The organism is Acrocarpospora catenulata (genome assembly GCF_018476525.1).
Classification (GTDB): domain Bacteria; phylum Actinomycetota; class Actinomycetes; order Streptosporangiales; family Streptosporangiaceae; genus Acrocarpospora; species Acrocarpospora catenulata.
Genome location: NZ_JAHCST010000001.1, coordinates 303,815 through 322,269, shown reverse-complemented (window position 1 = coordinate 322,269; position 18,455 = coordinate 303,815). Strand labels below are relative to the sequence as shown.

20 protein-coding genes and 2 riboswitches are annotated in these 18,455 nt (G+C 72.0%); of the genes, 10 read left to right on the top strand and 10 right to left on the bottom strand.

Annotated elements, in window-relative coordinates; all coding sequences use genetic code 11:
- Window positions 1-825: a GDSL-type esterase/lipase family protein gene (locus KIP79_RS01420; RefSeq protein WP_214102806.1), complete on the bottom strand. Its 825-nt coding sequence runs from the start codon at window positions 823-825 to the stop codon at window positions 1-3.
- 159 nt (window positions 826-984) lie between these two features.
- On the opposite strand from KIP79_RS01420, the gene KIP79_RS01415 reads away from it, so the two are divergent.
- On the top strand, window positions 985-2,205 hold the full coding sequence (locus tag KIP79_RS01415) for an isochorismate synthase (protein ID WP_214102805.1): 1,221 nt from the start codon (window positions 985-987) through the stop codon (window positions 2,203-2,205).
- Here KIP79_RS01415 and KIP79_RS01410 read toward each other — a convergent pair.
- Window positions 2,180-2,809: an IMPACT family protein gene (locus tag KIP79_RS01410; protein ID WP_214102804.1), complete on the bottom strand. Its 630-nt coding sequence runs from the start codon at window positions 2,807-2,809 to the stop codon at window positions 2,180-2,182. The genes KIP79_RS01415 and KIP79_RS01410 overlap by 26 nt on opposite strands.
- Window positions 2,810-2,887: 78 nt before the next feature.
- Between KIP79_RS01410 and KIP79_RS01405 the strand changes: the two genes are divergently transcribed.
- The 3 genes from KIP79_RS01405 to KIP79_RS01395 all read left to right on the top strand — a co-directional run bounded on the left by KIP79_RS01405 (window position 2,888) and on the right by KIP79_RS01395 (window position 4,741).
- Window positions 2,888-3,193 (top strand): ArsR/SmtB family transcription factor, encoded by a 306-nt coding sequence (locus tag KIP79_RS01405; protein ID WP_308169503.1) that lies wholly within the window; start codon window positions 2,888-2,890, stop codon window positions 3,191-3,193.
- Window positions 3,190-3,912 (top strand): SRPBCC family protein, encoded by a 723-nt coding sequence (locus tag KIP79_RS01400; protein ID WP_214102802.1) that lies wholly within the window; start codon window positions 3,190-3,192, stop codon window positions 3,910-3,912. Before KIP79_RS01405 ends, KIP79_RS01400 begins: the two co-directional genes overlap by 4 nt.
- Before the next feature lie 85 nt (window positions 3,913-3,997).
- Entirely contained in the window at window positions 3,998-4,741 is a 744-nt protein-coding gene (locus KIP79_RS01395; protein ID WP_214102801.1) for a GntR family transcriptional regulator, read from the top strand.
- Here KIP79_RS01395 and KIP79_RS01390 read toward each other — a convergent pair.
- From KIP79_RS01390 to KIP79_RS01380, 3 genes are all read right to left on the bottom strand, one after another.
- Window positions 4,722-5,339, bottom strand: coding sequence for a DedA family protein (locus KIP79_RS01390; RefSeq protein WP_214102800.1), 618 nt, complete (start codon window positions 5,337-5,339; stop codon window positions 4,722-4,724). The two genes, KIP79_RS01395 and KIP79_RS01390, sit on opposite strands and share 20 nt — an antisense overlap.
- Before the next feature lie 96 nt (window positions 5,340-5,435).
- A complete protein-coding gene (menD, locus tag KIP79_RS01385) occupies window positions 5,436-7,097 on the bottom strand; it encodes a 2-succinyl-5-enolpyruvyl-6-hydroxy-3-cyclohexene-1-carboxylic-acid synthase (RefSeq protein ID WP_214102799.1) in 1,662 nt (553 codons plus the stop codon).
- 16 nt (window positions 7,098-7,113) lie between these two features.
- A complete protein-coding gene (locus KIP79_RS01380) occupies window positions 7,114-8,169 on the bottom strand; it encodes an o-succinylbenzoate synthase (RefSeq protein WP_256447095.1) in 1,056 nt (351 codons plus the stop codon).
- A gap of 107 nt (window positions 8,170-8,276) precedes the next feature.
- Between KIP79_RS01380 and KIP79_RS01375 the strand changes: the two genes are divergently transcribed.
- The 3 genes from KIP79_RS01375 to KIP79_RS01365 all read left to right on the top strand — a co-directional run bounded on the left by KIP79_RS01375 (window position 8,277) and on the right by KIP79_RS01365 (window position 11,285).
- Window positions 8,277-9,365 carry an AMP-binding protein gene (locus KIP79_RS01375; protein ID WP_214102798.1) on the top strand — a complete coding sequence of 363 codons (1,089 nt, stop codon included), beginning with the start codon at window positions 8,277-8,279 and terminating at the stop codon, window positions 9,363-9,365.
- 52 nt (window positions 9,366-9,417) lie between these two features.
- Window positions 9,418-9,744 carry a hypothetical protein gene (locus KIP79_RS01370; RefSeq protein ID WP_214102797.1) on the top strand — a complete coding sequence of 109 codons (327 nt, stop codon included), beginning with the start codon at window positions 9,418-9,420 and terminating at the stop codon, window positions 9,742-9,744.
- A gap of 182 nt (window positions 9,745-9,926) precedes the next feature.
- Window positions 9,927-11,285 (top strand): RNA polymerase sigma factor, encoded by a 1,359-nt coding sequence (locus KIP79_RS01365; RefSeq protein ID WP_214102796.1) that lies wholly within the window; start codon window positions 9,927-9,929, stop codon window positions 11,283-11,285.
- Between the two features lies 1 nt (window position 11,286).
- Here the strand turns inward: KIP79_RS01365 and KIP79_RS01360 are convergent, their stop codons facing one another.
- Together KIP79_RS01360 and KIP79_RS01355 are read right to left on the bottom strand one after the other, a co-directional pair.
- A complete protein-coding gene (locus KIP79_RS01360; RefSeq protein WP_214102795.1) occupies window positions 11,287-12,069 on the bottom strand; it encodes a VOC family protein in 783 nt (260 codons plus the stop codon).
- 82 nt (window positions 12,070-12,151) lie between these two features.
- Complete coding sequence (locus tag KIP79_RS01355) at window positions 12,152-12,529, bottom strand: hypothetical protein (protein ID WP_308169502.1); 378 nt, start codon at window positions 12,527-12,529, stop codon at window positions 12,152-12,154.
- A 131-nt stretch (window positions 12,530-12,660) separates the two neighbouring features.
- Between KIP79_RS01355 and KIP79_RS01350 the strand changes: the two genes are divergently transcribed.
- Window positions 12,661-13,236 (top strand): TetR/AcrR family transcriptional regulator C-terminal domain-containing protein, encoded by a 576-nt coding sequence (locus tag KIP79_RS01350; protein ID WP_214102793.1) that lies wholly within the window; start codon window positions 12,661-12,663, stop codon window positions 13,234-13,236.
- A gap of 257 nt (window positions 13,237-13,493) precedes the next feature.
- Window positions 13,494-13,694 (top strand): DUF5999 family protein, encoded by a 201-nt coding sequence (locus KIP79_RS01345; protein ID WP_214102792.1) that lies wholly within the window; start codon window positions 13,494-13,496, stop codon window positions 13,692-13,694.
- Here KIP79_RS01345 and KIP79_RS01340 read toward each other — a convergent pair.
- Window positions 13,648-14,280 (bottom strand): alpha/beta hydrolase family protein, encoded by a 633-nt coding sequence (locus tag KIP79_RS01340; protein WP_214102791.1) that lies wholly within the window; start codon window positions 14,278-14,280, stop codon window positions 13,648-13,650. The two genes, KIP79_RS01345 and KIP79_RS01340, sit on opposite strands and share 47 nt — an antisense overlap.
- Before the next feature lie 92 nt (window positions 14,281-14,372).
- Between KIP79_RS01340 and KIP79_RS01335 the strand changes: the two genes are divergently transcribed.
- On the top strand, window positions 14,373-14,711 hold the full coding sequence (locus tag KIP79_RS01335) for a hypothetical protein (protein WP_214102790.1): 339 nt from the start codon (window positions 14,373-14,375) through the stop codon (window positions 14,709-14,711).
- 37 nt (window positions 14,712-14,748) lie between these two features.
- On the opposite strand, the gene KIP79_RS01330 is transcribed toward KIP79_RS01335, so the two are convergent.
- Window positions 14,749-15,249 carry a hypothetical protein gene (locus tag KIP79_RS01330; RefSeq protein WP_214102789.1) on the bottom strand — a complete coding sequence of 167 codons (501 nt, stop codon included), beginning with the start codon at window positions 15,247-15,249 and terminating at the stop codon, window positions 14,749-14,751.
- Window positions 15,250-15,376: 127 nt separating this feature from the next.
- The gene (gcvP, locus tag KIP79_RS01325) at window positions 15,377-18,160 is read right to left on the bottom strand and encodes an aminomethyl-transferring glycine dehydrogenase (RefSeq protein WP_214102788.1); all 2,784 of its coding nucleotides are present in this window, start codon (window positions 18,158-18,160) and stop codon (window positions 15,377-15,379) included.
- Between the two features lie 57 nt (window positions 18,161-18,217).
- Window positions 18,218-18,326, bottom strand: a riboswitch (glycine riboswitch).
- Window positions 18,327-18,420: riboswitch (glycine riboswitch) on the bottom strand.
- Window positions 18,421-18,455 lie beyond the last annotated feature (35 nt).

Here is an 18,455-nt window from a genome sequence, read left to right as displayed (position 1 = left end):
TCACACCTTCACCGGAACGTCCAAGGACCGGAACGTGACCTCCGCCAGGGCTCGCTGGCCCTTGGTGTTCGGGTGGAAGTAGTCCCAGGGACTCACCTCGGCCAGCGTGAACGGGTAGTCGAACACCGCGCCGCCGTCATAGCGGCAGTCCGGGCCGTACGCCTGGCAGGCCGCCGCGAGCTCGGCGTTGTAGGCCTGCACCCGCTCCCGTACCCGCTGCCGGCGGGCCTCGTCGGGGGCCGCGAGTGAGCCTGGGCGGGCCAGCATCGACTGACAGACCCGGCCCGCTGTCCAGAACACCCTGGCCGTGATCTTGTCCTTGGCGACCTGCCAGAGCCGGTACACATCTGGAATGCTGGCCACCACCAGCCGCGCGCCGGTCGGAGAGAGCTCGGCCAGTGCCATGTCCAGGCGCTCCCGGTAGGTCTCCACCGGGGTCATCCGCTGCTCGGTCGGGGTGCAGGCGTCCTGCGCTCCGACCAGCAGCGTCACGTAGGTCGCCTTGGCCCGCACCGCCCGCCGGACCTGCCGGAGCAGATCGGCACTCGTCGCCCCCGGCACCGCGAGCGCGCGCCGGCCGACCTTCCCGCCATCCGCTCGCAGCCGCAGGAAATGACTGTTGACGTCCTTGTCGTCCCCGATCGACCAGGACCGGGACCGGCAGGCCAGATACAACCCACACGCGTTGAACCCCACACTGATCGAATCACCCAACGCCGCCAGCACCACCCGTGGGGGCGTCTCGCCCCGTTCAGGGGTATCGGCGAACGCCGTACCAGGAAATGTCAGGGCAAGCGCCAGGGCCGGAACGACCTTTTTGATCATGGACACTCAAGCTAGCCGCGGGCCCGCATTTGCCCTGGTAGGCACGCCCTGCCCTGACCGGGCCTTGACACGACGCGGGACGTCCGGGCGTCCTGGAGTCCCGGCGCAACCGACGACCCGAATGTCGAACACGTTCAGTTTCTGCGTAAAGTGGGTCGGGTGAGTGTCGCCCTCGGACTGCATCGTCCTTTAGTCGTTCGCACTACCCCGGTGAACGACCCCGGCAACCTCGTCGCCCGGCTTCCCGACACCGCCCCCTTCGCCTGGATACGCCAGGGCGACGGACTGGTCGGCTGGGGGGAGGCGGCCCGCGCGATCATTCCCCCAGGACCTGGGCGTTTCGAGTGGGCGAGGGCCTGGCTGAGTGCGCTTTTCGGTGCCGCCGACATTGACGACCCGGTCGATCTGCCCGGGTCGGGGCCGGTCGCGTTCGGGGCGTTCACCTTCGATCCCGGCGCCGCCGGTTCGACGTTGGTCGTGCCGAGGACCGTGCTCGCGCGGCGCGACGGCAAGGCGTGGCTGACCACGATCGGTGACGACACGCTGGATCTGGTCACTCCGGTGCGCCTGCCCGGGCCCATCCGCTACAACGACGGCGCGCTCAGTGCGATGGAGTGGGAGCACGCGGTGGGCACCGCCGTGAAGGAGATCGGGAGCGGCCGGCTGGACAAGGTGGTGCTCGCCCGCGATCTCATGGCCACCGCCCCGCACCGCATCGATCCCCGGGCGTTACTCGGCCGCCTCAGCACCCGCTACCCCGACTGCTACACCTTCTCCATCAGCGGACCGAACACCGACGCCCTGATCGGCTCCACGCCGGAACTCCTGGTCCGGCACACCGGGCGCGCCATCGAGTCGCTCGTCCTGGCCGGGACGACGCCCGCCGACAGCGATCCCAAGGCCCTCGAAACCGAGAAGAACCAGTATGAGCACGTCTGCGCCGTCGCCTCGGTGCGGGACGCGCTCACCCCGCTCTGCGAGACCCTGGACGTGCCCGAGCGCCCCGAACTCCTGGTCCTGCCGAACGTGCAGCACCTGGCCACCCGCGTCACCGGAAAGCTCTCCGACGGGGCCTCGGTGCTGGACGTGGTGGCCGCCCTGCACCCCACGGCCGCCGTCGGCGGCACCCCGACCGCCACCGCGCTGGAGGTCATCAAGGAGCTGGAAGAGATGGACCGCGGCCGCTACGCCGGCCCGGTCGGCTGGATCGACGCGCGCGGCGACGGCGAGTGGGGCATCGCCCTGCGCTGCGCCCAGGTCCGCGGCAACCGCGCCCGCCTGTTCGCCGGCTGCGGCATCATGGCCGAATCCGACCCGGCGAGCGAGCTCGCCGAGGCCCAGGCCAAGTTCCGGGTCATGCGGTACGCGCTGGAGGGCTGACCGGCACGAACACCTCCTCGCCCGAGAACGCCGCGGCCCGCCCGGCGGTCGCCGTGGCCAGCCACTCGGTGAAGGACGGCAGATCGGCCACCGCCACCCGGAACGCCACCTCCGCGGCGTAGGAGACATCGCGGGGAGCGTGCCCGGCCGCGCGCAGGTCGTTCTCCAGGCGGCCCGCGTGCGCGTGCGAGATGGTGACCGTGACCAGCCGCGCCTCCACCATGGTGATCGGCGAGACCCGGTCCAGGGTCTCCCCGACCGCCCCGCCGTAGGCCCGCGCCAGTCCCCCGGCGCCCAGCAGGATCCCGCCGAAGTAGCGGGTCACCACCGCCACGATGTCGGCGTACCCGCGCCGGGTCAGCACCTCCAGCATCGGGGTGCCCGCCGTACCCCCCGGTTCGCCGTCGTCGTCGGCCTTCTGGGCTCGGGTGCCCAGCACGTACGCCGTGCAGTTGTGGGTGGCGTCGCCGTACAGCCGGCGCCGTTCGGCGATGAACGCGCGGGCCGCCGCCTCGTCGGGGGCGGGGGCCAGCGCGCAGATGAACCGGGAGCGCCGTACTTCGGTCTCGTGCTCGACGACCTCGTCGATGGTCTTGTACGGCATCCGTCCAGGCTACCGCCTTTACAAAGTATGTCTTATATCCGGTTGAGGGAATATTCCTGCCTCGATATATTCAGGAACGTGACCTTCGACGTACTCGCCGAACCAACCCGGCGGCGGATCCTCGATCTGCTGCTGGAGCGCCCCCACCCGGTCGGCGAGCTGACCCGCCGGCTCGGCCTGACCCAGCCCGGCACTTCCAAACACCTGCGCGTGCTCCGCGAAGCCGGCCTGGTCAGGGTGCGCATCGACGCCCAGCGCCGCTGGTACGAACTGCGCCCAGAACCCTTGGCCGAGATCGACGCCTGGCTCTCTCCCTACCGCCGACTGTGGGCGGGCAGCCTCGACGCTCTCACCAAGCACCTCGACACGATGGAGGATCCATGAACGAGTCCCTGCACACGGTGGACGGGCGGAGCGTGCTCAGGATGGAACGCCTGCTGGCGCACCCGGTGGACAAGGTGTGGCGCGCGATCACCGAACCCGAGCACCTCAGCCGCTGGTACCCGTTCACCGCCGTCGAACTCGACCTGCGCCCCGGCGGGACGATCGTCTTCGACGACGGCGCGGGCACCACCCTGAAGGCCGAGATCACCGAGCTCGACCCGCCCCGGGTCTTCGCCTTCAGTGAGCACGCCCCGCCCTCGGTCCACCGGGAGAGCGACGACCTGGTCCGCTTCGAGCTGCGCCCCGAGGACGACGGCTGCCGCCTCATCTTCACCCACACCTTCGACGACCGGTACGGCGCCGCCAGCTACGCCTCCGGCTGGCAGGTCTGCCTGGACAAGATGATCGCCCAGCTGGACGGCCGCCCCGCCCCCGTCATCGAGGGCAACTTCGCCGAACTGCACGAGGACTACGTGGCCCGCTTCGGCCTCGACGAGGGCGTGTCCGTGCCCGGCGGGGTCCGCTTCGAACGCCAGATGACCAAGCCGATCGAGAAGGTCCAGGCCGCCCTGGAGGCCACCGGCTGGCCCATCGAATGGGAGCTGTCATCCGGAACCGGGCACGGCGCCCGCCTGGTCGTCGTCATCAAGGACGCCGACGAGGAGGAGGCGGCGGTGTGGCGGACCCGGCTGGCGGAGTTCGCCAGAAACCTGACCTGAGCCCGCGCAACGGCGGATCTGGCCGAGTCGCGATATTTCTGGGCGCAGTTTGTCTTGACATTCTGGCCCCCGCTAACCTGCCGCTGTGAACGCGACTCGGCTGGAGATCGACCTTGACCGGTCGAGCCCGGTACCCCTCTACTTCCAGGTGGCCGAGCAGATCTCGGAGGCGATCCGGAACGGCGAACTGGCCCCCGGATCCCGGCTGGACAACGAGATCCTGCTCGCCGACCGCCTCGGCCTGTCCCGGCCGACGATCCGGCAGGCCATCCAGTACCTGGTGGACAAAGGCCTGCTGGTCCGCAAGCGCGGCGTCGGCACCCAGGTCGTGCACGGCCAGGTCAAACGCTCCGTCGAGCTCACCAGCCTCTACGACGACCTGCGCCGCGCCGGCCAGAACCCGGCCACCCGGGTGCTGTCCATCGGCACCGTCGCCGCCGACGAGACGGTCTCCGCCGTACTGGCCGTGCCCGTGGGCGCCGAGGTGCTGCACGTGGAGCGCCTCCGGTTCGCCGCCGGCGAGCCGCTGGCCCTGCTACGCAACTGGCTGCCCCTCGGCCTGGCCCCGCTGACCGCCGACGACCTCACCGAACGCGGCCTGTACGAGCTGCTACGCGCCGCCGGAGTACGGATGCGGGTGGCCAACCAGCGCATCGGCGCCCGCGCGGCCGCCCCGGCCGAGGCCCGGCTGCTCAGCGAACGGCGCGGCGCCCCCCTGCTCACCATGGTCCGCACCACCTACGACGACCAGGGCCGCGCGGTCGAGCACGGCTCGCACTCCTACCGCGCCTCGCACTACTCCCTGGAAGTCACCCTGATTGAACGCTAACCGCCCGCTTCATCCGCCGCTTCACCAAAATGGTGGTGCCCAGGCCGAACAGCAGGGCCGCCACCAGGCCGACCCAGGAGAAGCCCTTCAGCCACCGCTCGGCCACCACCCCCAGGTAGTAGACCGCCGCCGTGGTCCCCCCGGCCCAGACGATGCCGCCCAGCACGTTGGCCACCAGGAACCGCCAGTACGACATGCGCAGCGCCCCCGCCAGCGGCCCCGCCAGGATGCGCAGCAGCGCGACGAACCGCCCGAAAAACACCGCCCACATGCCCCACCGCGCGAACAGGCCCACGGCCTTGTCGATGTGCTCCTCGCCGAAGTGTTTGGGGAAGCGCCGCCCCAGCCGGTCGAAGAGCGGTTTGCCGCCCTTCCTCCCGATCGCATAGCCGATCGAGTCGCCGACGATGGCCCCCACGCTGGCGCAGATCCCCACCATCAGCGGGCTGACCACCCCCTTGGCCGCCAGCAGCGCCGAGCTCACCAGCACGATCTCTCCCGGCAGCGGAATGCCCAGGCTCTCCAGCCCGATGATCCCGCCCACCAGCACGTAGACCCAGACAGACGGAATCGTCTGCAGCCACTCGTCTACGTGCATCACTCACCCCAGTAATCGCGTCGGACGTCAAGGGACTCGGCCGTCGAGGGACACCGTGTCAGAACCGACTTGCAGACTACTGTCAGCAGACCGGTATCAATACCCCAGGGCCTCGCGCACGGCCTCCCGCATCGCCACCCGCACCCGCACCGAGGCGGCCCGGTCGGTCCGCACCTCCACCAGCCGCAGCCCGTCGCCCTTGATCGCCCGCGCCAGCTCGTCGGCCTCCCCCACCAGTGTGTACGGCGTGCCCGTGGCCGCCGCCAGGTACCCCAGGTCCACCCCGTGCGGGGTCCCGAAGATCCGCTCGAAGGGCACCCCGAGCGACGCCTGCGGCAGCATCGAGAAGATCCCGCCGCCGTCGTTGTTCACCACCACCAGGCAGAGATCCGGCCGGGGCTCGCGGGGTCCCATGATCAGGCCGTTCTGGTCGTGCAGGAACGTCAGGTCGCCGAGCAGCGCGTAGGAGGGGCCGTTGTGCGCCAGCGCCGCCCCGATCGCCGCCGACACCGTGCCGTCGATGCCGGAGGCCCCCCGGCAGGCCAGCAGCCGCAGGCCGCGGCGGGCCCGCATGGCCTGGTCCAGGTCCCGGATGGGCAGTGAGGAGCCGCAGAACAGCTGGGCGCCGTTGGGCAGCGCCGCCGCCAGGTCGCGGGCCAGCCGGGGCTCGCTCAGGCCCTCACTCAGCGCCGCGTCGTCCAGCACCCGGTCGATGGCGCCCTGGGCGAGGTGGTCGGCGTGCCGCCAGGAGCTCAGCCACTCGTCGTCGCCCGCCGTACCGGTGATCTCCACGGCCTGGGCGACCTGGGTGGCCGAGCGGGTCGGGTCCGGCCAGCGGGTCAGGTCCTGGGCCACCACGATGTGCTCCGGCGCCCGCCGCAGCCAGGACAGCAGCGGCCGGGACAACCCCGGGCGGCCGAGGGTGACCACCACGTCCGGCCGGTGCGCCTCGGCGAAGCCCGGGTCGCCCAGCAGGTGGTGGTAGGCGGCGATGGCGTGGTCGCCGTACCGGCCGTTGCCGCTGGGCTCGGAGAGCACCGGCCAGCCGGCCATGCCCGCCGCCGCCACGTATCTGCGCACGTTGACCGCGCCGTCGCCGACCACCAGCACGCCGCGCCGGGTCGGCGGGATGTGCAGGGCGGACGAGGGCGGGGCCACCCGGGCGCGGATCCACGGCCCGGTGACGTCGCCGTCCAGCGACTCGCACCAGGTGGCGTCGCCGTCGGGGATGAGCGGCTCGCGGAAGGCCAGGTTCAGGTGCACCGGGCCCGGGTCCATCGGCCCGGCCGACCGCTGGTAGGCCCGGCAGGCCAGCGACCGCCAGTAGGCCACCTGGCCGGGCCGGTCCTCGGGCACCCCCACCTCGGCGAACCAGCGCACTGCGGAGCCGTAGAGCTTGACCTGGTCGATGGTCTGGTTGGCGCCGGTGCCGCGCAGCTCCGGCGGCCGGTCGGCGGTGAGCAGCAGCAGCGGCACCCCCGACTCGCTCGCCTCCACCACGGCCGGGTGGAAGTTGACCGCCGCCGTCCCGGAGGTGCAGATCAGCGCCACCGGCTTCTCCGCGCGTTTGGCCAGGCCGAGCGCCAGGAAGGCGGCGGAACGCTCGTCGATCCGCACGTGCAGCCGCAGCCGCGACTCGGCGTGCGCGGCCAGCGCCAGCGGCGCCGACCGGGACCCGGGCGCCAGCACCACCTCGGTGAGCCCACAGCGGACCAACTCGTCCACGAGCACCTGCGCCAGCGCGGTGGCGGGATTCACGCGCCCCCTCCGTCCTTCAGCGCGCCAGGCATGCGGCGGCTTCCTCCATCCGCCGAAACCACGGCGGCGACTCGATCTCGACTGCCGCCAGCGCGGCCTCGTCCACCTCCGGGCGCCGTACGGTGAGCACACCGTCCACCGGGATCAGTGGGTCCGCGACGACGTCCCCGGTCAGGAGGGACATGGTCCCGAGGCCGCAAGCGTACGGCAATTCCGGCAATGCGGCCGCCAGGGCGAGGCCGGCGGCGAGTCCCACCGAGGTCTCCACCGCGCTGGAGACCACCGCGGGCAGCCCGCACGCCTCCACCACGCGCAGCGCGGCGCGCACCCCGCCAAGCGGCTGCACCTTGACCACCGCGATGTCGGCGGCCTCGGCGGCGCGCACCCGGAGCGGGTCCTCGGCGCGGCGGATGGACTCGTCGGCCGCGATCGGCACTCCGGCCCGGCGCCGGACCCTGGCCAGCTCGTCGAGGGTGGCGCAGGGCTGCTCGACGTACTCCAGGCCGAACCGGTCCAGCTCGGCGATGGCGCGGACCGCCTCCTCCACCGTCCAGGCGCCGTTGGCGTCCACCCGGAGCGCGCCGCCGGGGCCGAGCGCGTCCCGGACCGCCTCCACCCTGGCCAGGTCGTCGGCGAGGGACTGCCCGCGCTCGGCCACCTTCACCTTCGCGGTGCCCGCCCCGGCCGCCTTGACCAGCTCGAAGGCCTGCTCAGGCGGCACCGCCGGAATGGTCGAGTTGACCGGTATCTCGGTACGCAGCGGCTCCGGCCAGCCGTCGAACGCGGCCTCCCTGGCACAGGCCAGCCAGCGGGCGCACTCGGCGGGACCGTACTCGGGGAAGGGCGAGAACTCCCCCCACCCGGCCGGTCCGCGCAGCAGCATCCCTTCCCTTACGGTCTGGCCACGGAACCGCAGGCGCATCGGGATGCTGAAAACCCGGGGGATCGTCTCCACGTTCGTGTCGTTCAGGGCTGTCCTCCCGGGGGCGCGGTCATCGAGGACCAGCCTGGCACTCCCCCGACGACCCCACCGAGCCGCCGCGCCGATCCCCACGTGGTCCGCCATGGACATCGGCCTCACCCCGGCAACCGGCTTCCGTAGTCGTATGTGGGGTTTGCCCGAAGCGGCCGGGCCGACCTGCCGGAGGCGGGCCCAATTTCACGGTTAGGCTGAGGGCCGTGCCTGATCGTGCCGTTCACGCCCTGCTGCTCCCGCCGGGTCCCCAGCTGCTGGAGGCGCTGCGGGCCGCCGTGTTCGAGGACGGGCCCGCGATCCTGCCACTGGCCCCCGGCGGGTCGTATGCGGACCTGCGCCCCACCCACCTGGTCACTCCGGACGGCGTACGGCGTCTGCCCGACGGCGTAGGCGTGGACGGCGAGGTGGCGGTGATCATCGCGACCTCGGGCTCCACCGGCACCCCCAAAGGGGTCAGGCTGGGCGCGGCGGCCCTGATCGCCTCGGCCACCGCCTCGCTCAAGCGGATCGGCGCGAGCGCCGGGGACCGCTGGCTCTGCTGCCTGCCCACCTCGCACGTGGCAGGGTTGCAGGTGCTGCTCAGAGCACTGCTCGGCGGAACAGAACCGATGATCCACGAACGCTTCGACCCGGCGGCGGTGGCCGCGTCCGGCGCCGACCACGTCTCGCTGGTCCCCACCCAGCTGCGGCGCCTGGCCGACGCCGATCTGTCGGGTTTCCGCACCATCCTGCTCGGCGGCGCGGCGGCTCCCCCGGACCTGCTGGCCGCGCATCCGGGGATCGTCACCACGTACGGCATGACCGAGACCTGCGGCGGCTGCGTGTACGACGGCGTCCCCCTTGACAATGTAGATCTCGAAATCCGGGCGGACGGCCGGATCGTGATCGACGGCCCGACGCTCTACTCCGGCTACCGCTTCGACCCGCCCCCCACCGGCCCCTTCGTCACCTCCGACCTCGGGACCTGGGAGAACGGGCGGCTGACCGTGCTCGGCCGGGCCGACGACGTGATCAACACCGGCGGCCACAAGGTCGCCGCCGGGTCCGTGGCCGCCGTACTCTCCGGCCACCCCCGGGTCCGCGAGGTGGCCGTGCTCGGCCGCCCCGACCCCGAATGGGGCGAGATCGTGGTCGCCGTGGTCGCCGGTACGGCGAGCCTGGCCGACCTGCGCGCCTACGCAAAGGAACGTTTGCCGGGATATGCCGCACCCCGGGCGGTCATGCACGTTCGGCAGGTGCCACTGCTGCCCAACGGCAAACCCGATATGGTCGCCTTGCGGAACCAGATGTGACCAGCACTCGTCATACGTCTGTAAGAAGGCGGCTACTCGGGAGGACGCCATCATGATCCCCACGCCCAGGATGCTGCTCTCCGCCGGAGTCGTCGGCGTCATCCTCGTGGGTGGGGTGGCCGTGGCCCACACCGCCTCGGCCGGCCGGCTCCAGGAGCAACTCCAGCTGAAGCAGATCACCGGGGCCACCCCGGAGGCGCTCCCGCTCGAACCCGAGGAAGGACCCGCGCCCGGCTTCAGCCCGGACCCGGACGTGGTGTCCAAGCACATGTCCGAGGACCCCGCCGCGGTCGGCGAGTACTGGACCCCCGAGCGCCTCCAGGGCGCCGAGCCGATGCCCATTCCCGAGGTGTCGATCAGCATCAAGCCGCGGAACTAGCGGTTCAGGTTTTCCCGCCGTCCTTTGCTAAACGCGGGAACAAATCACAGTATCTGGCGTTATTGCTAGGGCATGCCGGAGCGTCAAGCCACCCGCCGACGACTCCGTGCCGCCAGATTCCCAGCTACCAGAACCACGCTATGTGCCCACTTTATGTGCGCCGTCAAGGAGGAGGTGTCTTCATGCCCCGAACCGCCGTGGCCTCGCCGTCCGCACGCTCGTCTGGGGCGACCCCGTCGACGCTCGACCAGTTGCTGGACCGTGGGCGCACGCAGGGTCACCTCTCCCTCACCGAGCTACGGCAGGCATTCGCCGAGGCGGGCGTCAGCCCCGCGCAGGGCCGCGCGATACTGCGCGAGCTCACCGACGCCGGGGTGAGCCTGGCCGACCAGGCCCCCTCCCCCGGTAAGGGAACGGCAAAGAAGAAGCCGGCCAGAAAGACCGCCAAGACTTCCGGGACCACCCGCAAGAAGACCGACGAAGCCAGCGAAGTCGCCGCCGAGGACGACGAGACGATCGACCCCGGCGACCTCAAGGACCTCGAGGTCGAGGCCCCCGAGGCCATCGAGGCCACTGAGGCCGACGAAGCCACGTCCGTGGACATCGACGACAACAGCTCGGTGATGGGCGACTCGGTGCACACGTACCTGAAGTCCATCGGCCGGCGCACCCTGCTCACCGCCGCCCAGGAGGTCGAGCTGGCCCGCCGCATCGAGGCCGGCCTGTACGCGGAGTACAAGCTGGAGGAGGCCGAGGAGAACGACACCCCGCTGCCGCCGGGCTTCCGCGAGGACCTGGAGTGGGTGATCGAGGACGGCCGCCGCGCCAAGGACCACATGCTGGAGGCCAACCTCCGCCTGGTCGTCTCGGTGGCCAAGAAGTACACCGACCGCGGCATGGCGCTGCTGGACGTGGTCCAGGAGGGCAACCTGGGCCTGATCCGGGCGGTCGAGAAGTTCGACTACACCAAGGGCTTCAAGTTCTCCACGTACGCGATGTGGTGGATCCGCCAGGCCATACAGCGTGGCTTCGCCGACTCGGCGCGGACCATCCGGCTGCCCGTGCACGTGCTGGAGATGCTCTCCAAGCTCTCCCGGGTGGAGCGGGACATGCACCAGCGGCTCGGCCGCGAGCCCACGCCGGAGGAACTGGCCGTGGAGCTGGACAAGACCCCCGACCAGATCGAGGAGCTGCTCCGCACCGCCCGCCAGCCGATCAGCCTGGACTCCACCATCGGCGAGGACGGGGAGACCCGGATCGGCGACCTGATCGAGGACGTGGACTCGCTGGAGGCCAGCGAGGTGGTGGACCGGCAGCTGCTGGCCGAGCAGCTGCGCGGCGTGCTGGGCAACCTCTCCCCGCGGGAGGCCCGGATCATGGCGCTCCGGTTCGGCCTGGCCGACGGCAAGCCGCACACGCTGGACGAGATCGGCAAGCACCTGGGGCTGACCCGGGAGCGCATCCGCCAGCTGGAGAAGGAGTCGCTGTCCAAGCTCCGCCACCCCAGCAACACGATCCCGCTGCTGGACTGGGCCAGCTGAGCTACCCGACGAGTTCGATCAACGACAGCACGGCGCCCTGCGGGTCGGCCACCACGGTGGTCCGGCCCGTGGGGAGCTGGAACGGCGGCACCTCGACGCTGCCGCCGAGTTCCTCCACCAGGTCAGCGGCGGCCAGGCAGTCGGCCACCGCGAAGTAGATCATCCAGTGCGGCGGGATCTGCGGCGGCCAGACCCCGGTCATCTCCACCATGCCCGCCACGGTCTCCCGGCCGCCCCGGTACCTGCGCAGGTCGAACTCGGTGTAGCTGCCGTCGCCGTGGAGCAGCGGCGCGGTGCGCGCGTTCCAGCCGAAGACCTGCCCGTAGAAGGCGGCCGCCTCGGTCACCTCCCGGACGGCCAGCTCGTGCCAGCAGAAGGAGCCCGGCAGCCCGGTGACCGCCGCGCCGGGGAAGTCACGTTCCTCCCAGACGCCGAAGGCCGCCCCGGCCGGGTCGGCCAGCACCGCGCCCCAGCCCTGCTCGCGGCCCTCGTCGAAGACCTGGTCGGGCCCGGCCACCACCCGGCCACCGGCGTCCACGGCCACCTTGACGGTCTCGTCGAGGTCGTCCACCGCCAGATGGGTGGTCCAGGCCGGCGTCCCGTCCCTGGCCGGGCCGAGGCCCGCCACCGGCTGCCCGCGCAGTAACGCGGTGGAGTGGGTACGCCCCCGGGGCTCGAACTCCCACCCGAACAGCCGCCGGTAGAACTCCTCGGCGGCGGCCAGCTCGGCCACCCCGACATCCGCCCAGCAGAGCCTGCCCGCCGCGTACCGCACCCGTGCCATAGCGCCTCGGCCTCCCTCAGCTCACGGTAAGCCCCCGGCGTCGCGGCGTGAACAGATCTTTACCGATTGGGAATGGCCGGATCTAGCCGGGGATCGCGGACTGGCGGGGCAGCCGGACGACGCCGGTCAGCCGGTGCTCCTCGCGGAGCGTGCGCAGCCGGTTCACCTCGTCGGTCCAGCGGGCGCCCTCGGGCGTGGCGCGGCCCTTGCGGCGGCGGATGCGGTCGTCGTAGGCCTTCACGCCGAAGGTGGCGCGCTGGGCGGACTCGGCGGCCCGCAGCACGGCGGAGATGGCCTTGTCCAGCGCCACGCCCGCCTCACGCAGCTCCACCCCGGAGGCGTGCGCGGCCTGCTTGGCGCGCAGCGCCCGCTCCGCCTCCCTGGCCGTCTCCAGCAGCGCGGGATAGGTCTTGGCGGCCTCCTGGTCGGCGTGGTAGCGAACCTCCGCCTCCCGGCTCACACGCGGACGGAAAAACGCCATTGCTCAGCCCCTCCAGGTCGTGCGTCGTGTCCTCCGGTAGCGTACGCGCTCCCTGCGACACTCTGTCATCGAGCCCGCGGGTGGCGCCCTGTACGAAGTAAGGTTCGTACATGCCCGCCAAGCGACCACCCGTCCCGCTCTCCCGGGAGCGCATCATCGACGCGGCCCTGCACATCGCCGACGGCCAGGGGCTGCGGCGGCTGACCATGCGCCGCCTGGGCGACGCCCTCCAGGTGGAGGCGATGGCGATCTACCATCACCTGCCCCGGGGCAAGGAGGCGCTGATGGACGCGCTGGCCGAGCACGTCACCGCCGTCGAGGTGGACGCGGACGGGCGCGACTGGCAGCAGGTGGCCAGGGCCTGGGCGCGGGCCGGGCGGGCCGCGCTGCTGGCACACCCGGGGGTGCTCTCGCTGGCGCTCACCAAGCCGCCCAAGGGCAGGGCGCTGGCCAGCATCGCCGCCCAGGTGGAGCACCTGCGGGAGGCCGGCCTGCCCGACCCGGCCGGCGCGGCGCGCACGCTCCGGGCGTACGTGTTCGGCAGCGTCGCGGTGGAGATGCAGCGCTCGGGCTGGGCGGACCCGGACGCCACCGTCGAGCACGCCCGGGTCGAATCGGGCGACGCGGACTTCGAGCGGGGGCTGGACGCGGTGCTGACCGGACTGGCCCACCCGGGTGGCATGTAACCACTCATTTACCGGAACGACGGCGTGTCGCGCTTGGGCTGTTATCGTCCATGGGGCACTCTTGTGTCGCAGATCACACCACTCGGGGGCTCCAACCAGCTGGACCGGTTGAAAATCGTCCTAACGGGCTATGTCCTCCGAGAGTGACCTACCGCACACTGGTGTAGTCCACTGTCAGAGTCAACCAGCGCTCGTCCCCCTTACCGCGAGGGACCCGTCCCCGAACGAGCGACCAGAGCAAACACGGAGCCCCGGCGATGTGCCCTCACGACACGCCCTGTCCCAGCGCGGAAGCGCTGGACCGAGAAGCCGCGCGTACCATCGCGTGCCACCCCGAGCAGGGGTGGAGCCTGTTGTGCAACGGTGTGGTGCTGTTCGAGGACACCGGCGAACTGCTCCCCAACGGCGCCATCATCGCTCCGCACCGGCCGACCGACCTGGCAAGCAGCGCGGCCTGACCCGTTCTCCCAGCCACCGGGCCACCACCGCGCCCACCCCGGCCGGGTCCCGCTTGAGATCGTGCCCCTCCCCTGGGAGCACCACCAGCCGGTCGGCGTCCGCCGCCGCCGGCACGCCGAACGGGTCCCGGTCGCCGTTCACCACCAGCACCGGCGCCCCCGCCCCGCGCAGCTCATCGGCCCTCGACCGCTCCGGCCGCCCCGGCGGGTGCAGCGGAAAGGCCAGCGCCACCACGCCGACCGCCGCCGTCTCCCGCGCGGTACGGCAGGCCACCCGGGCCCCGTTGCTCCGCCCTCCTTGCACCAGCGGCAGCCCCGGATACCGGTCCCCCAGCCAGGCCATCAGCGCCACCCAGGCCGCGTCCTGCTTCTCGGCGGACCCCGGCGCCCGCGCCCCCCGCAGCCGGAACGGCTGCACCACCCGGGCCACGCTCATCCCCAGCGCCAGCGCCGCGTCCCGCACCGCCACCAGATCCACCGCGTCCACGCCTCCGGCGGACCCGTGCGTGAGCGCCAGCAGCCCCCACGGCCCGGCGACCTCGTCCAACTCGACCCGCCCCGGCCCGTGCGGGGTTTCCACTTCCATACGGTGACGTTAACGGGTCCACCTGAGGCACTACGCCCGCGTCGTCCGAATGGAGGATGACGTCCGGAGAGTGTTGTGCCAGATTTGACTACGTGCCGGACTCATCTTTGCCTCGTCAGGACCTGCGCGCCACCCTCGAAGCCCGCCGGGACCTCGGTCCCGACTACGAGGACGCGCTCGTCGAGTCGTTCCTGGAGAAGCTGGACCGGGAAATCACCGCACGGGTCCAGGCCGAGGTGGCCAGCCAAAGCCCCAAGGTCCAGCCCAAGCCCGACATGACGCACATCCCGATAGCCCTCGGCTCGATGGGCATCGGCATCCCGCTGACCGCCATCGCCGCCAACTTCGCGGGCGCCGCAGGCCTCTTCCTGGCCTGGAGCGGCATCGTCGTCATCAACGTGGCGTACGCACTGAGCCGCCGCCGACGCTAGGGGCGGCAAGCCCGCCGATCCGAAGGATCGGCCAATGTCACGGGCGGTCCAGCCGCTCCCTCACCTGGGCGGCCAGGACCGTGTCCTCGTGGTCCAGGCCGTAGCGCCAGACCGTCTCCGCGTCGCCGTCGCGGCCGCGCAGCGGCAGCGTGCGGGCCAGCAGTTCGATCGCCAGGGCGGCCGTGTCGGAGTCCGGGCCGGTCTCGATGGCGCCCGCGAACTCGGCGCAGGCCAGCTCCAGATGGGCGATGCCGAGCAGCACCCGCAGCCGGGGCGCCTCCGCCACCGCGGGCACGCTGAGCGCCTGGAGCAGCAGATCGGCCGCCTCCCCCGGCTCCCCCTCCTCCAGCAGGATCCCCGCCATGCGCTCGGCGGTCACCGACAGCCCCTCCGCCGCCTGCGCCTGGTCGGGCGCCTGGTCGTCGGCGGCCACCGCCGCGAAGATCGCGGCGGCGGCGTCCAGCTCCCCGGACTCGTAGAGCCGGCGAGCCTCCTCCAGCTGCCCGGCCGCGCCGGCCCGGGGATCGATGGCGGTCATGAGGGGGGCGCCTCCAAGGTCCGATCTCCGAAGCCGGCCTGAGATCGGTACGAGTCGGAAAGGATCTCCGAGATCTTAACTATTCGGGCCCCTTCGGCGCGGGAGACATGCGTAAACGGGTCGCATTTCAATCCTGGTAAACGTCGAGCGGCGGGCAGGCGCAGACCAGGTTCCGGTCCCCGTACGCCTGGTCGATCCGGCGCACCGGCGACCAGTACTTCGCCTCCCGCAGCGACGCCACCGGGTAGGCGGCCTCGGCCCGGGTGTAGGGGTGGCTCCAGTCGTCGGCGGTGACGCTCTCGGCGGTGTGCGGGGCGTTCCGCAGGGGGTTGTCCACCTTGTCGTACGCGCCGGAACCGACCTTGTCGATCTCCCCCCTGATCGCGATCATCGCGTCCGCGAAGCGGTCGAGTTCGGCCAGGTCCTCGCTCTCGGTGGGCTCGATCATCAGCGTGCCGGCCACCGGGAAGGACATGGTGGGCGCGTGGAACCCGTAGTCGATCAGGCGCTTGGCCACGTCGTCCACGGTCACCCCGGTGGCCTTGGTGATCGGCCGCAGGTCGACGATGCACTCGTGGGCGACCAGCCCGTCCCGGCCGGTGTAGAGCACGGGGTAGTGCGGCGCGAGCCGTACGGCCAGGTAGTTGGCGGACAGGATGGCCTGCTCGGTGGCGGCCCGCAGCCCGTCGGCGCCCATCATGCGCACGTACGCCCAGGAGATCGGCAGGATCCCCGCCGACCCGAAGGGCGCCGCGCTGACCTCCCCGGTGCCCTGGCCCGGCAGGTACCGCGCCAGGTGGGCCTTGACCGCCACCGGGCCCACCCCGGGGCCGCCGCCGCCGTGCGGGATGCAGAAGGTCTTGTGCAGGTTCAGGTGGGACACGTCGGCCCCGAACTCGCCCGGCTTGGCCAGCCCGACCAGCGCGTTGAGGTTGGCGCCGTCCACGTACACCTGGCCGCCGGCCTCGTGCACCCGGGCGCAGATGTCGATGATGGCCTCCTCGTAGACGCCGTGCGTGGACGGGTAGGTGACCATGATCGCGGCGAGCGCGTCCCGGTGCTTGGCGATCTTGGCGTCCAGGTCGGCCAGATCCACGTTGCCGTCGTCGTCGCAGGCCACCACGACCACCCGCATCCCGGCCATCACCGCGCTGGCCGCGTTGGTGCCGTGCGCCGAGGACGGGATGAGGCAGACGTCCCTGCCGTGCTCGCCGCGGTCCCGGTGGTAGGCGCGGATGGCCAGCAGCCCGGCGAACTCGCCCTGGGACCCGGCGTTGGGCTGCAGGGAGACCGCGTCGTAGCCGGTCACCTCGGCCAGCCAGCCCTCCAGGGTGGCGATCAGCTCGGCGTACCCCTCGGCCTGGTCGGCGGGGGCGTGCGGGTGGATGCCGGCGAACTCCGGCCAGGTGATCGGCTCCATCTCGGTGGTGGCGTTCAGCTTCATGGTGCAGGAGCCGAGCGGGATCATCGACCGGTCCAGCGCGATGTCCTTGTCCTGGAGCCTGCGCAGGTAGCGCAGCATCGCGGTCTCGGACCGGTACTGGTGGAAGACCGGGTGGGTGAGGTAGTCCGAGGTCCGCGGCAGCGCCGGCGCGCCGGGCGTCACGTCCTCGACGGGGGCCACCCCGAAGGCCGCCCAGACCGCCTCCAGATGCGCGCGGGTGGTCTTCTCGTCGCAGGACACCCCCACCAGGTCCTCGCCCGCCAGGCGCAGGTTGACGCCCCGCTCGCGGGCCGCCGCGACGACCTGCGCCGCCCGGCCGGGCACCTCCGCCAGCACGGTGTCGAAGAACCCCTCGTGCACCACCCGGACCCCGCCCGCGCGCAGCCCGGCGGCCAGCGTGGCGGCGTGCCCGCGCACCCGCTCGGCGATGCCGCGCAGCCCCTGCGGGCCGTGGTAGACCGCGTACATGGCGGCCAGCACGGCCAGCAGCACCTGGGCGGTGCAGATGTTGCTGGTGGCCTTCTCGCGGCGGATGTGCTGCTCGCGGGTCTGCAGGGCCAGCCGGTAGGCCCGCCGCCCGTCGGCGTCCACCGAGACCCCGACCAGACGGCCCGGCAGCTGCCGCTGCAGGCCGTCGCGGACCGCCAGGTAGGCGGCGTGCGGCCCGCCGTACCCGAACGGCACGCCGAAGCGCTGCGCGGAGCCGGCCGCGATGTCGGCGCCGAGCGCGGCGGGGCTCTCCAGCACGGTCAGGGCCAGCAGGTCGGCGGCGGCCACCACCAGCGCGCCCCGGGCGTGCGCGGCCTCGGCCAGGGCGCGGAAGTCGGCCACCCGGCCGGAGACGCCCGGGTACTGCACCAGCACCCCGAAGCAGTCGGGCAGCTCCCCGTCGGGGTCGATCTCGGCCAGCTCGATGCCCAGCGGCTCGGCCCTGGTGGCCAGCACGGCCTTGGTCTGCGGCAGCGCGTCGGCGTCCACCGCGAACACCCTGCTCCTGCCCTTGTACGCCCGCAGGGCCAGCGTCATCGCCTCGGCGGCGGCGGTGGCCTCGTCCAGCAGCGAGGCCCCGGCCACGTCCAGACCGGTCAGGTCGGTGACCACGGTCTGGAAGTTGAGCAGCGCCTCCAGCCGCCCCTGCGAGATCTCCGGCTGGTACGGCGTGTACGCGGTGTACCACCCCGGGTTCTCCAGCACGTTCCGCAGCACCACGCCGGGCGTGACGGTGTCGAAGTACCCGGCGCCGATCATCGAGGTGAGCACCCGGTTCCTGGCGGCGAGGGCGCGCAGTTCGGCCAGCGCCTCGGTCTCGCCGACGGCGGGCGGCAGGTTCAGCGGGTCCACGGTGCGGATCGCCTTGGGCACCGCGGCGGCGACCAGGTCCTCGGTGGTGGGGTAGCCGACCACGGCCAGCATGCGGGCCCGGTCGGCGTCGGAGGGGCCGATGTGGCGGGTGGCGAAGCTCGTCATGACAGGGGCCTCCAGGGCGTCGAGACCGGCGCGGCGGTGAATTCCGGCCGCTCCGCGGTCTCCCCCTCTGTCATCTGAACCTGAGAGCTTCACCGGAGCCTGATGAGGCGCCCGGTTTTCCCCTTCGGTGAGACCACGTGGCGGGTGGCCCGCTTTCCAGAGTCGCCTCGCCCATGCGGTACCGGTGCCTGAGAGATTCCGGGGAGGTTTGCTCCTTCGGCGCCCCCTCGGTACGAAGGGGACTCTCCCGCACAAGGTCGTCGGCGAAACTAACTTTACCGCCACCCCACGGGCA

Excerpts from the sequence above, each read along its gene's own strand:
- KIP79_RS01420 (WP_214102806.1), bottom strand. The coding sequence starts at position 825 with ATGATCAAAAAGGTCGTTCCGGCCCTGGCGCTTGCCCTGACATTTCCT.
- KIP79_RS01410 (WP_214102804.1), bottom strand. The coding sequence starts at position 2,809 with ATGCCGTACAAGACCATCGACGAGGTCGTCGAGCACGAGACCGAAGTA.
- KIP79_RS01400 (WP_214102802.1), top strand. The coding sequence starts at position 3,190 with ATGAACGAGTCCCTGCACACGGTGGACGGGCGGAGCGTGCTCAGGATG.
- KIP79_RS01390 (WP_214102800.1), bottom strand. The coding sequence starts at position 5,339 with ATGCACGTAGACGAGTGGCTGCAGACGATTCCGTCTGTCTGGGTCTAC.
- KIP79_RS01380 (WP_256447095.1), bottom strand. The coding sequence starts at position 8,169 with ATGTCCATGGCGGACCACGTGGGGATCGGCGCGGCGGCTCGGTGGGGT.
- KIP79_RS01370 (WP_214102797.1), top strand. The coding sequence starts at position 9,418 with ATGATCCCCACGCCCAGGATGCTGCTCTCCGCCGGAGTCGTCGGCGTC.
- KIP79_RS01365 (WP_214102796.1), top strand. The coding sequence starts at position 9,927 with ATGCCCCGAACCGCCGTGGCCTCGCCGTCCGCACGCTCGTCTGGGGCG.
- KIP79_RS01360 (WP_214102795.1), bottom strand. The coding sequence starts at position 12,069 with ATGGCACGGGTGCGGTACGCGGCGGGCAGGCTCTGCTGGGCGGATGTC.
- KIP79_RS01350 (WP_214102793.1), top strand. The coding sequence starts at position 12,661 with ATGCCCGCCAAGCGACCACCCGTCCCGCTCTCCCGGGAGCGCATCATC.
- KIP79_RS01345 (WP_214102792.1), top strand. The coding sequence starts at position 13,494 with ATGTGCCCTCACGACACGCCCTGTCCCAGCGCGGAAGCGCTGGACCGA.
- KIP79_RS01340 (WP_214102791.1), bottom strand. The coding sequence starts at position 14,280 with ATGGAAGTGGAAACCCCGCACGGGCCGGGGCGGGTCGAGTTGGACGAG.
- KIP79_RS01330 (WP_214102789.1), bottom strand. The coding sequence starts at position 15,249 with ATGACCGCCATCGATCCCCGGGCCGGCGCGGCCGGGCAGCTGGAGGAG.
- gcvP (WP_214102788.1), bottom strand. The coding sequence starts at position 18,160 with ATGACGAGCTTCGCCACCCGCCACATCGGCCCCTCCGACGCCGACCGG.